Here is a 14490-nt window from a genome sequence, read left to right on the forward strand (position 1 = left end):
CTTTGCGGACTTTAGTTTGTTCAGGACTGCAGCCACTTCTACAGCAGCGCACAATCAGGCCTAACTTGAGCTTTCACCATCACGCTTGGCAAGAGGAAAGCTCACGGAAACCCGCAGGCCCCGGCCTTCCGGGCCAGGTGCAAGCACGATATGAGCCCCGAGACGGTCCGACAACGCTTTCACGATGGCCAGTCCAAGGCCGCTGCCCTCAGGGCCGTTCGCCATCGGAATCCGATAAAAACGCTCGAAGACACGGGCCAGATGGGCCTCCGGAATTCCCGGACCGGTATCCTCGACTTCAATTCGCGCGGTCGTGGCGTCAACAACCGCGCGAACCAGGAGCATCCCCCCGGGGCGGTTGTAGCGGATGGCATTGTCGATCAGGTTTGCCAGCAATTCGCCAATCAGGACGGTATTGCCGGCGATGACCGCCGGACCGTCAAATCGATCGAACTGGACGTCGATGTCGCGCGCGAAAGCCTGTGGGGCACGCTCCGACAGGACATTGAAGGCGACCTCGTTCAGGTCAACGTTCTCCGCGGCCGGTTGCGCAATGTTCTGCTCGTCGGCCCGCGCCAGTGTCACGAGCTGCCCGAGCAGCCGTTCAAGGCGGTTGATGGCGTTATCGACCTCGTTGAGAGCAGATTGGCCCGCCGGCGTCTCCGAGCCCAGGCGTCGCACCAGATCGAGATGCGTCCGCAATATCGCCAACGGCGTTCGCATCTGATGCGAGGCATCGGCGGTGAATCGGCGCACCAGTCCAATGGCCAGATCCAGCCGCTGTAGCAGGGAATTTACCGCGAGCGCCGGTGCTAAAGCTTCCTGCGGCACCCGGGAAAGGTCGAGCGGACTGAGATTTGGACCGCCCTGAATACCGCGCGCGTCGATTTCTTGCTTGAGTTCGCCAAGCGGCCTCAGGCCTCGATCGACCGCGTACCAGCCGAGGCAAGCGATGAGGCTAATCAACCCGGCCTCGAGCATCGCCAGTCCGATCAGCATTTCACGTTCGACGACGCGGCGCGCCTGCACCGTTTCGGCCACTGCGACGAGGACCAGCCCTGGCCTGCCGTAGACCTGCCGCGCCTGCGCGCCGATACGAACCGTCTTGCCGCGATACGCACCATCTCGATGGCCGGTTTCGCCAGCCTTCAATCGATCGAAGCCGGCCAATGGAAGATCCTTGTACCCGGTGATCAATTCGCCGAGGTAAGTCACGCTGTAGTAAATGCTATCGTGCGACTGGCTTTCCAGCATGCCGAGCGCAACCTGCGGCAAGTCGACGGTCAGTTCGCCATCTTCCACGCCGACACGTTCGGCGATGGCGAGAACCGACCCATCGAGCAACCGGTCATGGACTGTCTGGACTACGCGCTGGATCAGCAACATGCCGCCGATTCCAAGCACGATCGCCAATACAATGGCGGGCGCCACCAGATTGGTGAGGAGCGTTCGCCTCAACGACGGCCGCCAGGTGGCGATCACTATACCTCCAGCAGATACCCTAGCCCGCGGACGGTGCGGATCCGCGGCCCGTCGGGACCGAGTTTCTGGCGAACGCGACCAACATAGAGTTCCGCCGCGTTCGGCGCTACCGCCTCGTCGAAGCCAAATACCTCCGCGATCAGACGCTCCTTGGACACGACTTTGCCGGCGCGGGTCATCAGCACTTCCAACACGGCAAACTCGCGCCGTCGCAACTCAAGCGGCCGGCCGCTCAGCGTAATCGTGCCCGCGGCGCGGTCGTACGCGAGCGGGCCACAGATCAAGGTCGGATTGGGCAGCCCCTGCCCTCTTCTCACGAGCGCACGGACGCGGGCATCAAACTCGGCGATATCAAACGGCTTGGAGAGGTAATCGTCAGCGCCGAGATCGAGCCCGCTGACCTTGTCGCCGACTGTATAACGGGCAGTCAGAATCATGACCGGAACAGTCGACCCGGCTTGCCGTATCTTGTGCAGGACTCCGAAACCCGACACGTTCGGCAAGTTGATGTCCAGGATGATGAGGCTGTAGGGTTCCAGCAACGCGGTCTGCGCCGCCGAAGCCCCGTCAGCCTCGATATCGACGGCGAACCCGGACAGCTTGAGCCGCTCGGCAAGGCCCCGCGCCATGGCGGCATCGTCCTCGACAATCAGAATCCTCACTGAACAAGCCCTTGCGTTCGCACCACCCGTGCGAGGGAGACGTCACCGTGAGGCTAGAAGGACAGGATTGAAAGATCAAATCGGAGCCCTCGCGGATACTAGGTCATGGCGCAGACAGAAGGTATCCGTCGAACACCTCGATCGGCAGCCCACCCCGGGTTCTTTTCCGACTTCAGCATGACCGGACTTGAGACAGCCATCGCGCCCGCGCACGCGCGGCACAGTTGAGCAGCAATGTGTTGAGCTCGATCAGATCAGGCTCGACCTGCCGCGGCTGAGAATGTCGCCTGCACCTTTGGCGCCGACGATCCTGCCGTGTTCGTACACCACCCGCCCACGGGCGATCGTCGTTACCGGCCATCCCGTGACGTCGAAGCCTTCCCATGGCGTGTAATCCGAACCATGATGCAGATCGGCCTGCCGAATAGGTTTCTTCAATTTGGGGTCCCACAGCACGATATCGGCATCGAAGCCGACGCCGATCGAGCCCTTGCGCGGATAGAGGCCGTAGATGCGCGCATGGTTGGTCGCGGTCAGCTCGACGAATTTTTGCAGGCTGATCCGTCCCTTCGACACGCCTTCGGAGAACAGGATCGGCAGCCGGGTCTCGACACCCGGAATGCCGTTCGGCACCCAACGGAACGAGGTACGGCCGTTCGGCGTCAGCTTTCCCTTGGGATCGTCGTAGCGGAACGGGCAGTGATCGGACGAGAAGGTCTGGAACACGCCTGACGTGATGCCCTCCCAGATCGCCTGCTGGCTTTCGGCATCGCGCGGCGGCGGCGAGCAGACGTATTTCGCGCCCGTGATGTCCATGTTGAGGCCCTTCATGTCGTCGGCCGTCAACGTGATGTATTGCGGGCAGGTCTCGGCATGCACGGGCAATCCGCGCTGCTGAGCCCAGCGCACCTGCTCCATCGCCTCCCGCCCGGAGACATGCACGATCATGATGGGAACGCCGATCACCTCGGCATGACTGATGGCACGATGCGTGGCTTCGCGCTCGACCGCCTGTGGCCGCGACACGCCGTGATAATAGGGCGCGATATGGCCCTCGCGTTCCAGCCTGTTGGTCAGGAAGCGGATGGCGTCGTAGCCTTCGCAATGAACCATCACCAGCGCTTCCTCGCGGCGCGCGACCTCGAAGACCTCCAGCAGCTGCTTGTCGCTGAGCACGAGGTCGTCATAGGTCATGAACACCTTGAATGAGGTGTAGCCGTCCTTGACCAGCGCCGGTAGTTCCTGCCCGAGCACGACCGCGGTCGGATCGGAGATGATGAGATGGAACGCCGTATCGATATAGCACTCGCCTTCGGCGAGCTTGCGATAGTTCTCGACGCAGGCTCGCAGCGACGTGCCTTTCTCCTGAAGCGCGAACGGGAGGACCATGGTGTTGCCGCCGGCAGCAGCCGCACGCGTTGCGGATGCAAAATCGTCGGCCATCACCACGTCAGGGCCGGACGGTTGCGAGATGTGGACGTGGCTGTCGATCCCGCCCGGCAACGCCAGCAGACCCGTCGCGTCGATCTCGCGCGCTGCGCTATCGAGATGATCGGCAATGCTGACGATGCGGCCGTCGCGAATGCCGATATCGGCGCGGAACTCGTCGCTGGCGGTCACGATGGTGCCGCCGCGAATAGCGAGATCGAGCTGCGTCACAGGAGTCTCCATCACTTGATGACCGTCGATGTCTGGAAGATCCGCCCCCAGTCGGCAAGAGCCCCGGCGCCGCCGCCGGCGAGCTCCAGGATTCGCCACAGCGTGACCGCGACTGAATCGAGCACCGCGACATTCAATTCCCGTTCGAGCGAGGCCGCCAGCGCGGCGCCATCGAGGTTGGTGCAGAGGATGACGACAGCATCAGCGCCGTCAGCCGCCACCGCGCGGATCATGCCAGCAATCGTCGCAGGCGCCACCTCGCCGAAAGAGAAATTGTCGCGCAGTCCGAGGTGCCGCTCCGCGTGCGGGGCGATCCCCTCCTCGGCCCAGACGTCACCGATACGCCGCTGCACGTCGTCGGTATAGGGCGATACGAGACCAACGCGCTTGGCGCCGAGCGCACGGGCGGCATCGATGCAGGCAAGCGTCGACGTTGTCGCAGGCACGCCTGTGCGCGCCGTGATTGCCGCGCAAAGGCTCCGGTCGCGGCTGATGCCGAGCCAGCTTGCGGACGTGCCGTTCCAGGCGACGGCATCAACCTTCGCGTCGGCGAGCAGGTCCGCCGCCGGCAGCATCACCGAGGCATCGAACTGGTTCAGCGCGGCGGTGTCGAGCGCGATCTCGGTGACCCGGAAGCGCGAGAAATGCGCAGTGACGCCGTCGACGCCGGCGAGCATCGCGCTGGTGACGGGCTCCAGCACCGAATTGGAGGAGGGCGTGATCATGCCGAGGCGTTTGCGCATAATTGACATCGATCGCAGTCGCTCCGTTGCGGCGAAAGCGCTCCTCCGCTTCCTCAAAAGATCATCCGCGTCCGCATCCGTCCACGCAACCCGCAATCTGCATGCTGCATACAATTTATTCGATATGCATGTGTTTTGAGCCATATACGTCTTCTATTTGGGCACCTCACACAAAGGAAATTGGCTACGATCGCACGTCAGCAGGAAGGTCGGCGTGCAGCAGAAATCCGAACCGATTCCAGGCCGAAAGTCGCCCAAACTCAAGCGGATGGGCCTGCACGAGCGCGCCGCCGCGCGGATGCGGACGATGATCATTCGCGGCGAGCTGCCGCCGGGATCGCAGACCCAGGAAACCAGGCTGTCGAAGGAGCTCGGCGTGTCGCGCACGCCGCTGCGCGAGGCGATGAAGGTGCTGGCTGCGGAGGGATTGATCGAGCTGCGCCCCAACCGCAGCCCGCGCATCGCGAGCCTCGCGGTCGAAGGCATCTCGGAATTGTTCGAGGCGCTGGCCGGCATCGAGCGGCTGGCCGCCGAGCTCGCCGCGGAGCGCGCCACCGTGCGCGATCTCGCCCGCCTGCGCACGCTCCAGACCCGCATGGAAGGTCATCATCGCAACGGCAAGCTCGACGAGTACTTCGCTATCAACGGCGAGATCCACAACACCATCGTCCGCATGGCGCGCAACACGCCGCTTCGCGAGGCGCACGAGACGCTAATCTCCCGCGCCGAACGCGCGCGTTACCTCGCGCTCGGCGCCGACCGCCGCTGGAGCAATTCGGTCGACGAGCACGCCGGCATCCTTGCCGCGCTCGAGGCGCGCGATAGCGAAACCGCAGGACGCCTGCTCGGCGCCCATGTCCGGCGCACCGGCACAGCTCTGCTCGAAGTGATCGCAGCCTCCCAAGCTAAGCAGACGGCGGCGTAATCATGAAGCTGCTGCTGCTCAACCCGAACACCAGCACCGCTGTCACCCAGTTGATGACGGATGTCGGGCAGCGCGCGGCTTCGCCCGGGACCGAGCTGATCCCCTGCACCGCGACCCGCGGCGTGCCCTACATCTCGACGCGCACCGAGGCGCAGATCGGCGGCGCTATCGCACTGGAAATGCTGGCCGAGCAGCACCGCAAGGTCGACGCCGCGATCATCGCCGCCTTCGGCGATCCCGGCCTGTTCGCCGCGCGCGAAACCTTCGACATTCCCGTGGTCGGCATGGCGGAAGCGGCAATGCTGACGGCCTGCATGGCCGGGCGCCGCTTTGCCATCGTCACCTTCGCCCAGGCGCTCGGCCCCTGGTACGAGGAATGCGTCCGCGCCCACGGGCTGTGGGAGCGCTGCGCCGGTATCCGCATGCTCGATACGCCGTTCCAGGCGATCTCGGAGGTCGGCACCGAGAAGGAAGATGTGCTTGTCGGACTTGCTCAGCGTGCGATCGTCGAGAACGACGCCGATGTTTTGATTTTCGCGGGCGCGCCACTTTCGGGCCTTGCCGAGCGCGTCGCCGAACGGATCCCCGTTCCTGTCGTCGATCAGGTCGTCGCAGCAGTGAAGCAAGCGGAGGCGCTGGTGGCGCTACGCCTGCGCAAGGCAACTGCAGGCACATACCGCCGCCCCGCCGCCAAACCCACCCTTGGCCTTGCCGACGCGCTCGCCGCCCGGCTCGAGCATCGCGACAGCTAGGGGAGCTTCGGCCAGCGATGAGAAAAACCGAGTTCGTTCTCGATGGCACGGCCGAAGGCAAACAGACGGGATTCGCATCCCGGTGGGGCAATGATCTGGATGCCGAACGGCAGCTCGCTCTCCGCTCGCAGCGCCGGCAGGGTCAGCACCGGGAAACCGACCAGCGACACGATGAAAGTGACGGCGAGATAGTCGATCGGGGTCTCCAGCACTGCGCCGTCGATCGCGGTGACATCGCTGATTTCGTTCGGCCAGGGCAAGACGGACGCCGCCGGCGCGACCAGGAAGTCGGCGCGGGTGAACAGCTCGCGAAAGCTGCGGTAGATGTCGGTGCGGCGCCGCTCGGCGTTGAGATAGTCCTCCGCGGAGAGCTTTGCGCCCGCCTCGATGTTCCAGATCACGGTGGGCGTGAGCTCGGCGCGGCGCGTCCTCAGCAGCTCGCCATGGCTGTTGGCGATGTGCGCGGCGCGCAGCGTCCGGAATGTCGCGATCGCACCGCCGCAATCGGGCGCGGACGGCATGACATCGGCAACGCCCGCGAGCGCCTCGCAGGCCGCGGCGAAACGCGCACGGACGTCGCGCGCAACGGGCGCGACACCGAAATCGGGCGTCACTGCGATCCGGGGACGTGCTGCAACCGGCCGCTCGTCATTGACGACGCCCATCGAGAGCGGGTCATGCACATCGCCTCCCGCACAGATCGACAGCGCAAGTTCGAGATCGTCGACGCCGCGGGCCAGAAAACCGTGGGAGGCCAGCATGTCCCAGCCGAGCGGGCGGCGCGGCGATGGAATGCGGCCGGCCGTCGGCCGGATCGAGGCGACATCGCAGAAGCTCGCAGGCGTGCGCACCGAGCCGCCGAAATCGGTGCCGTGCGCCAGTGGCACCATGCCGGCCGCGACCGCGACAGCGGAGCCGCCGGACGAACCGCCCGAGGTCAGCGCGGAATCGAACGGATTGCGAGTCGGCCCGCACAATTTGTTGGTGCAGACCGCACCGAAGCCGAATTCCGGCGTGTTGGTCTTGCCCAGGATGATCGCGCCGGCACGCCGCAGCCGCGCGACCACGAGATCGTCCTCGGCCGGGACGTGATCACGAAACAGAACCGACCCATAGGTGGTCGCGAGCCCCGCCGTGTCCGTGAGGTCCTTGATCCCTACGGGCACACCGTGCAGCGGACCGAACGGCGCGGGCGCGGCATCGCAGATTTCCGCGGCACGGTGGGCGCCCTCCGCATCGACAGTCATAAATGCCGCCAATTGCACGTCTCGGTGCGCAATCCGTTCGAGATGCGCCTCGACAACCTCGCGCGACGACAGCTCGCCCTTCGCGATGGCGCGCGCGAGGGCCGTGGCGGTGAGATCGCAAATCGATGTCATCGCCCCACAATGCCAAACCTCGCAGCGAAAAGCGACCGGCGCGGGCACGAGACTTGCTTTCTTCCTCGGGACAATGGGAGGCAACATCATGGCTGAAGCGCAAGGCGGCCGATCCCTCGTCGTCGACGCCGTCACCCACCGCTATCCGAGCGGCGCGCTCGCGGTCGAGAACATCAATCTCGACATCAAGGGTGGCGAGATCATCGCCCTGCTCGGCCCCTCCGGCTGCGGCAAGACCACCCTGCTGCGCATTATCGCCGGCTTCATCGCGCAGACGCAGGGGCGGATCATCATCGGCGACGACATCGTCGACGCGCTGCCGCCGAACCGTCGCGCGGTCGGCATTGTGTTCCAGAACTACGCACTATTCCCCCATCTCAGCATCAGCGAGAACGTCGCTTACGGGCTTGCCGCGCGCGGCATCGACAAGGCGACCCGCCAGCGCGAAGCGCAGCGCCTGCTGGATCTGGTGCAGCTCCCGACCATGTCGGAACGACTGCCACGGCAGCTCTCCGGCGGCCAGCAGCAGCGCGTTGCGCTCGCTCGCGCACTGGCGATCAAGCCGTCGATCCTGCTGCTCGACGAGCCCTTTGCCGCGCTCGACAAAAATTTGCGACTCGACATGCAGATCGAGGTCAAGCGGCTCCAGCGCGTCTCCGGCATCACCACGCTGATCGTGACCCACGACCAGGAAGAAGCGCTGTCGATGGCCGACCGCGTCGCGGTGCTGAGCCACGGCAAGCTCGAGCAGTTCGGATCGCCGTCCGACGTCTATGACCGGCCGCAGACGCTGTTCGTGAACACCTTCGTCGGCGCCAGCAATCGCATGCCCGGCGTGGTCGTCTCGGCGGATCGGACGGCAGCAAAAGTCCGTCTCGACGCCGGCGCGGAAATCATCGCGCGTCCCGCCGGCGGCGCTCTCACCGAAGGCGGCCGCGTCACCGTCTGTATCCGACCCGAGCATCTGCAATTCGTTGGCGACGAGACCGGCTTTGCCGGCGTGGTCGGCATGTCGCTGCCGCTCGGGGCCACGGTCGTGCACGAGGTCACCACCGCCGACGGCTCCGGCGTCAAGATCTCGCAGGCGCGCATCGGCGAGACGCGCACGCTGGAGAGCGGCGCCGCGGTGCGCCTCGCGCCGCTCGCCCCGTCGCTGGCCAACGCTTTTCCTGCAACGCTTTAGATCCAGTCTTTGTCCAGAGGGAGTTCGACCATGATCATGAACCGCCGAAGCCTGATGACGACCGCACTCACACTCGGTGCCATGAAGGCGTTTCCCGGATTGAGCTATGCCCAGGCCCGCCCGCTGGTGTTTGCGACCTTCACCGGAAGCTGGGAGGAGGCGCACAAGGCCGTGCTAGTGCCGGCCTTCCGTAAGGCCAACGCGGACGCCGCGATGGTGCTCGACCCCATGCTCTCGGTTGACCAGATCGCCAAGGTGAACGCCGCCAAGGCCAATCCGCCGATCGACGTCATGCTGCACGATCCCGGCCCCGCTTTGGTCGCGATCGGCCAGGACCTGGTTGAGCCCTATCCGGTCGAGAAGAGCGCCTATTACAAGGACCTGATCGCCGAGGCACAGGAGCCGATGGGCCCCGCCCCGTTCTTCCAGGTCGTCGGCCTCACCTACAATCCGGAGGCCGTCAAGACGCCGCCGACCTCCTGGGCCGATCTGTGGAAGCCCGAGTTCAAGGGCCGCGTCGGCATCACCAACCTCAACTCGACGCTCGGGACCGGCTGGCTGGTCGAGATCGCCAAGATGCGCGGCGGCTCGGAAGCCAATGTCGATCCAGGCTTCAAGGCGATCGAGGAGCTGAAGCCCAATCTCGCCGCGGTCGCCGCCAATCCCGGCGCGCTCGCGACCTTGTTCCAGCAGGGCCAGATCGACATCTCGCCCGGCAATTTCAACGCCATCCAGATCCTGAAAGCGCGCGGCGTGCCGGTCGAGTTCGTGGCCCCGAAGGAAGGCGCCATCGCCTTCAAGACCACGATCCACATCGTCAAGAACTCGCCCAACCGCGAGCTCGCCTTCAAGCTGATCGAGGCGTCGTTGACGCCCGAGGTGCAGACCACGCTGATGAACCCGCCCTATCTAATCGTGCCGACCAATTCCAAGGTGACGATGGGCGGCGAGATCGCGCGCGTGCTCGCCAAGGACACCGCGGAGCTGAAGCAGAAATTCGTGTTCCAGGACTGGAAGAAGATCAACGAGCAGCGCTCGGCCTGGATCGAGCGTTTCAACCGCGAGATCAAGATCTAAGAGCTTCAGGGACCTGACCATGGGCGCAGCACCGGCACCACGGGACGTGACCTCCTACGGGATGGGATTGGCAGTGCCGCTGGCGCTGTTCTTCCTGGTGTTCTTCGTGGCGCCGCTGCTGCAACTGCTCTGGCTGTCGCTCCACAACGACACGGCCGCGCTTCATTGGGGGCTCGGCCAATATTTGCACTTCCTCACCGACCCCTTCAGCCTCAGCGTGCTCGGCTCGACGCTGCTGCTGGGGGCGGAGGTGACTACCGTCTGCCTCGTGCTCGGCTTTCCCATCGCCTGGCTCTACCAGCGGGTCGGGCCGCGGCTTCAGACCATCATCATCCTGATCGTGCTGCTACCGCTTTTGACCAGCGTCGTGGTCCGGACCTTCGCGTGGATCGTCATTCTCGGCCGCCAGGGCATCATCAACGCGACGCTGCAATCCCTCGGCATCATCGATACGCCCCTAAGACTGCTCTACACCCAGTTCGGCGTGGTGCTCGCGCTGGCGCAGGTGCAGATGCCGCTGATGACGTTGCCCCTGATCACCGCGCTCGGGCGCATCGATCCCAATCTCGACGACGCCTCCTGCTCGCTCGGGGCCGGGAGCTGGCGCACTTTCTTCCGGATCGTGTTGCCGCTGTCGCTGCCCGGCGTGATCGCCGGCTGCACGCTGACCTACGCCGCGGCGATCACAGCCTTCATCACCCAGTCGCTGATCGGCGGCGGGCAGATGCTGTTCATGCCAATGTATCTCTACCAGCAGGCCTCCACGCTGCAAAACTGGCCGTTTGCCTCCGCGATCTCGATCATCTTCCTGCTGGCCGTTCTCGCGGTCGTCTCCATCTTCACCACGCTCGGCCGCTTGTCGCGCGGCTATGGAGGTGCGTGATGAGCGGGCGCAAGCGTACCCTGGAGGCGTTTAGCTTCGAGCTGGTCATGACCGTGGTCGCGATCGTCGCGCTGGTCATCATCATCGCGCCGTCGCTGGTGGTGCTGACCGTCTCCTTCACCAGCGGCTTTTCGCTGCGTTTCCCGCCGCCGGGCTATTCGCTGCGCTGGTACGCCGAATTGTGGAACGCCTGGCAGCTGCACTTCGCGGCCAAGAACAGCCTCATCGTGGCGGTATGGGCGACGGGACTGTCCGTGGTGCTCGGCGTTGCCGCAGCGCTCGCGATCTCGCGCTCGCCGAAGCTGTCGGCGCGGCTGCTCGATTCCCTGTTCATGTCCCCTCTGGTGCTGCCGGCGCTGGCCTTCGGTCTCGCCGCGTTGATGCTGTTCTCTCTGGTCGGACTGCCGGTGTCGCCGCTGACATTGGTGATCGGCCATACCGTGGTGTGCGTTCCCTATGTCGTGCGCAACACGATTGCGGCGCTGGCCCAGCTCGAGCCGACCCTGCTGGAAAGTTCGGCCGTGCTGGGCGCCAGCCGCATCTACACGTTCCGGCGCATCGTGCTGCCGCTGATCCGGCCGGGCATCATCGCGGGCGCCTTCATCGCCTTCATGTCGTCGTTCGACAACGTGCCGGTGTCGCTGTTCCTGCGCGATGCCGCCACCGACATGCTGCCGATCCGGATGTGGCAGGACCTCGAGGGCAAGCTCGACGTCACCATCGCCGCGCTGTCGGGCGTGCTGATCATTGCGACCGTCGCGCTGGTCGCGATCATGGAGCGCGTCACGGGGTTGTCGCGGCGGCTGACCAACTGATCAGGCGCCGCGGAACAGCGAATAGCCCCAGCGCGTGAATTTCAGCGGCAGGTGAAAATGCTCGTCAACATTCTCGATGCGAAAGCGGAACGGCGTCACCGTGAGAAACCCGTCGCGCTCGCCAAAGAACTCGCCGAGATGAAACAGGACCTCGTACTCGCCTGCCGTCACGCCCGCGCCCTGCGCAACGGGATGATCGAGCACGCCGTTGGCAGCAAGCCGTCCGTCGGCGACGCGCAGCGAGTCCGGATCGATCCGCCAGATCTCGACACGCAGACCCTGCGCCGGGCGTCCGCTCGCCACATCGACCGCGTGAATGGAAATGCCGCCTGCCACGATGTTCCTCCAATGAACGCAGCGCCATGGTAGACGCAAACACGGCCGTTCGGCCAGCGCCCGCATTGTTGCCGGCGCTTGGCGCCATGACCTCGCTGCAGGCGCTGGTGGCGCTGGCTCTGTTCGCGCCCGGCGTGGTGGCACCGCGCGCCCATATCGAGGTCTGGCAGCTCTCGATGTTCTCCTGCGCCGTGTTCGCGGTCGGCATTCCCGCCTCGTTCTGGGGTGGCGGCTTCATCGCCCGCCTGGGCTCGCTGCGGATCGCGAGCCTCTGCGCGGCGGCGATCATCGCTAGCATGGCGCTGGCTTCGCTCGGCTCGACGGCGGCCCTGCTCGCAGCCGGCCTCTGTCTTGGCCTCGCCTTCGGACCGGAGACCCCCGCAAGCGCGGCGCTGCTGGCGCGGCTCGTGACGGCCGAGCGGCGCGCGTTCGTGTTCTCGGTTCGCCAGACCGGAAACCAGATCGGCGCGGTCTGCGGCTCGCTGGTTCTGCCCGTGATCGCAATCTCGCTGGGAGCGGCCTGGTGCTACGCAGTCGTCGGCGCCTGTGCGCTGCTGGCGACAGCATGGTTCGAGCGCCTGCGGCCGGCCTACGCCGTGAAGGTCGTTCCACTGCCGGAGCTTGGCCTTCGAACGCGGCTGGCACTGGTGACCGCGGACCGGCGCATCGCAATGCTGGCGCTGGCCTCGATGCCGTTCAGCGCGATGCAGGTGTCGCTCAATACGGTCTTCGTCACGCTCGGCACCCGCGAACTCGGCCTCAGCCATGTCGAGGCCGGCATGGCGCTTGCCTGCGCCCAGGCCGGCGGGCTAGTCGGCCGGCTCGGCTGGGGCCTCGTCGCAATGCGCCTCAACGCCTCACGCGGAGTTCTCGTCGTCATCGGCCTCGGCATGACTTTCTGCGCCGCGCTGCTCGGCCTCGACGGCGCATCGCTCGGACGGACGGGCCAGTTTGCGATTGCAACTCTGTTCGGCCTGACGGCCTCGGGCTGGAACGGTGTCTTCGTGGCCGAGATCGCACGCCTCGCCCCGCAGGACAGGATTGGCGAAACGACCGGCGCGGTGCTGACCGCATCCTATGCCGGCCTCTTGGCGGCGCCGGCGCTGGTGTCGCTCCTGGACGGCGCAGCCAGTCTCGGTGCCGCCTTCGTCGCCTTGGCGTGCCTCGCCCTCTGCGGCACATTGGCACTGATCTGGGGATGCCATGACAAAGGGAAAAAGTAGCGCGTGCGAGATTGCGGCCGACGTTTCTGCCGGTCGAACGAGTGCGGTCGAGACTGCCAAGGCCGCGCTTACGCGCATCGAGGCCGCCAAGGCGCTGAACGCGGTGGTGACGACCGCTCCCGCACGTACGCTTGCCGATGCCACAGCGGTCGACGATCGCTTGCGTGCCGGCGAGACGATGCCGCTCGCCGGTGTCCCCGTCATCGTCAAGGACAACATCTGGGTCGGCGACTGGCGTGTGACACAGGGCTCGCGCTTGTTCGCCGAATTCGTCGCACCGCGGGACGCGATTGCGATCGAGCGGCTGCGCAAGGCCGGCGCCGTCGTCGTCGGCATCGGCGCAACGTCAGAATTCGCCTGCAAGGGCGTGACAACCTCGCCGCTGTATGGGCCAACGCGGCATCCACTCGATCCCACCTTGACGCCCGGCGGCTCGTCGGGCGGCCCTGCTGCCGCGGTTGCGGCCGGCCTCGTGCCGCTGGCGATCGGCACCGATGCGGGCGGATCGAGCCGCAGGCCGCCGGCTCATGTCGGCATCGCCGGGTTCAAGCCGTCGTATGGCGCGATCCCCTATGGGCCCGGCTTCGCCGAACCGTTCTTCGGCCTCTCCGTCATCGCGCCGATCGCCACCGCTATCGCCGATATCGCGTTGGCGTTCGAGGCGATGGCCGGTATCGATCCGCGCGACCCGGATTCCGCCCCCATCGCTCAAGAGGCCAAAAACATCGCCGGTCTGCGCATCGCGTTCTCGCCACGGCTTGGGCTCGACGTCGCCGTTGATGATGTTGTCGCTCACGGGCTCGTTTTCGCAATCGCGCGTCTCTCCGCCGCAGGCCTCAGCATCGCGCAGCGCGATCCCGTCTGGCCGGCGGGCGCGACGGAAGAGGCCATCATGCCGCTTCAGCACGCCGGGCTCGCCGCACTCTACCGAGACGCGTTCCGCGAGGATCCGGCCGTCTTCGATCCTGACATCGCCAGGCAGATCGAGCGAGGGCTGTCGTGGTCGGGCGCCGACGTTGCCGGTGCGCTGCTGGCAAGCGCCGCGATCGCCAATGCTTTCGCTGCATTCTTCACGGAGGTCGATCTGCTGCTGGCGCCAACCGTGCCCTGTGTCGCCTGGCCATTCACCCAGTCCGGACCCGACACGATCGGTGGCCGCGTGGCGAGTCCGCGCGCGCACGCGGCGTTAACTCCCTTTGTCAATCATGCCCGCCTGCCGGCGATTTCGATACCGTGCGGAACGGATCGGTGCGGACTTCCATTCGGCCTTCAGGTCATCGCCGCGCGCGGACAAGACCGCACGCTGCTTGAAGCAGCGCAAGAGATCGAGGCCATGTTGCGAACATAAGTCCGGCCGTCAGATGTCTCTTC

14 protein-coding genes are annotated in these 14490 nt (G+C 65.6%); 8 read left to right on the forward strand and 6 right to left on the reverse strand.

The features are described 5' to 3' along the window. Positions 1–60: 60 nt before the first annotated feature. The 4 genes from AC0L3J_RS07580 to AC0L3J_RS07595 all read right to left on the reverse strand — a co-directional run bounded on the left by AC0L3J_RS07580 (position 61) and on the right by AC0L3J_RS07595 (position 4555). The gene (locus AC0L3J_RS07580) at positions 61–1482 is read right to left on the reverse strand and encodes a sensor histidine kinase (RefSeq protein WP_473346682.1); all 1422 of its coding nucleotides are present in this window, start codon (positions 1480–1482) and stop codon (positions 61–63) included. Beyond that, positions 1482–2144 carry a response regulator gene (locus AC0L3J_RS07585; RefSeq protein ID WP_473287386.1) on the reverse strand — a complete coding sequence of 221 codons (663 nt, stop codon included), beginning with the start codon at positions 2142–2144 and terminating at the stop codon, positions 1482–1484. Before AC0L3J_RS07585 ends, AC0L3J_RS07580 begins: the two co-directional genes overlap by 1 nt. 249 nt (positions 2145–2393) lie before the next feature. Continuing rightward, on the reverse strand, positions 2394–3815 hold the full coding sequence (gene hydA / locus AC0L3J_RS07590) for a dihydropyrimidinase (RefSeq protein WP_473346765.1): 1422 nt from the start codon (positions 3813–3815) through the stop codon (positions 2394–2396). Further along, positions 3815–4555, reverse strand: a complete 741-nt coding sequence (locus AC0L3J_RS07595; RefSeq protein ID WP_473346684.1) for a maleate cis-trans isomerase family protein — start codon at positions 4553–4555, stop codon at positions 3815–3817. Before AC0L3J_RS07595 ends, hydA begins: the two co-directional genes overlap by 1 nt. 205 nt (positions 4556–4760) lie before the next feature. Here AC0L3J_RS07595 and AC0L3J_RS07600 point away from each other — a divergent pair, with 205 nt between their 5' ends. Continuing rightward, the gene (locus AC0L3J_RS07600) at positions 4761–5471 is read left to right on the forward strand and encodes a GntR family transcriptional regulator (RefSeq protein WP_473346685.1); all 711 of its coding nucleotides are present in this window, start codon (positions 4761–4763) and stop codon (positions 5469–5471) included. 2 nt (positions 5472–5473) lie between these two features. Next, positions 5474–6223 (forward strand): aspartate/glutamate racemase family protein, encoded by a 750-nt coding sequence (locus tag AC0L3J_RS07605; protein WP_473346687.1) that lies wholly within the window; start codon positions 5474–5476, stop codon positions 6221–6223. On the opposite strand, the gene AC0L3J_RS07610 is transcribed toward AC0L3J_RS07605, so the two are convergent. Then, positions 6220–7602, reverse strand: a complete 1383-nt coding sequence (locus AC0L3J_RS07610; protein ID WP_473346688.1) for an amidase — start codon at positions 7600–7602, stop codon at positions 6220–6222. The genes AC0L3J_RS07605 and AC0L3J_RS07610 overlap by 4 nt on opposite strands. An 88-nt stretch (positions 7603–7690) precedes the next feature. Here AC0L3J_RS07610 and AC0L3J_RS07615 point away from each other — a divergent pair, with 88 nt between their 5' ends. Genes AC0L3J_RS07615 through AC0L3J_RS07630 form a run of 4 tightly spaced genes read left to right on the forward strand, consistent with a single transcriptional unit; the run spans position 7691 to position 11560 of the window. Further along, on the forward strand, positions 7691–8785 hold the full coding sequence (locus tag AC0L3J_RS07615; RefSeq protein ID WP_354204391.1) for an ABC transporter ATP-binding protein: 1095 nt from the start codon (positions 7691–7693) through the stop codon (positions 8783–8785). A gap of 30 nt (positions 8786–8815) precedes the next feature. Continuing rightward, complete coding sequence (locus AC0L3J_RS07620; RefSeq protein WP_008138281.1) at positions 8816–9862, forward strand: ABC transporter substrate-binding protein; 1047 nt, start codon at positions 8816–8818, stop codon at positions 9860–9862. A gap of 19 nt (positions 9863–9881) precedes the next feature. Beyond that, the gene (locus tag AC0L3J_RS07625) at positions 9882–10745 is read left to right on the forward strand and encodes an ABC transporter permease (protein WP_473346690.1); all 864 of its coding nucleotides are present in this window, start codon (positions 9882–9884) and stop codon (positions 10743–10745) included. Further along, entirely contained in the window at positions 10745–11560 is an 816-nt protein-coding gene (locus AC0L3J_RS07630; RefSeq protein ID WP_456764918.1) for an ABC transporter permease, read from the forward strand. Before AC0L3J_RS07625 ends, AC0L3J_RS07630 begins: the two co-directional genes overlap by 1 nt. Here the strand turns inward: AC0L3J_RS07630 and AC0L3J_RS07635 are convergent, their stop codons facing one another. Beyond that, on the reverse strand, positions 11561–11896 hold the full coding sequence (locus AC0L3J_RS07635) for a hydroxyisourate hydrolase (protein ID WP_473346691.1): 336 nt from the start codon (positions 11894–11896) through the stop codon (positions 11561–11563). A 26-nt stretch (positions 11897–11922) separates the two neighbouring features. Here AC0L3J_RS07635 and AC0L3J_RS07640 point away from each other — a divergent pair, with 26 nt between their 5' ends. Further along, on the forward strand, positions 11923–13119 hold the full coding sequence (locus AC0L3J_RS07640) for an MFS transporter (protein WP_473346692.1): 1197 nt from the start codon (positions 11923–11925) through the stop codon (positions 13117–13119). After that, positions 13100–14467: an amidase gene (locus tag AC0L3J_RS07645; protein WP_473346693.1), complete on the forward strand. Its 1368-nt coding sequence runs from the start codon at positions 13100–13102 to the stop codon at positions 14465–14467. The genes AC0L3J_RS07640 and AC0L3J_RS07645 overlap by 20 nt, the downstream gene beginning before the upstream one ends. The last annotated feature ends 23 nt before the right edge of the window (positions 14468–14490 follow it).

This window comes from Bradyrhizobium sp. Kon37 (assembly GCF_055807535.1).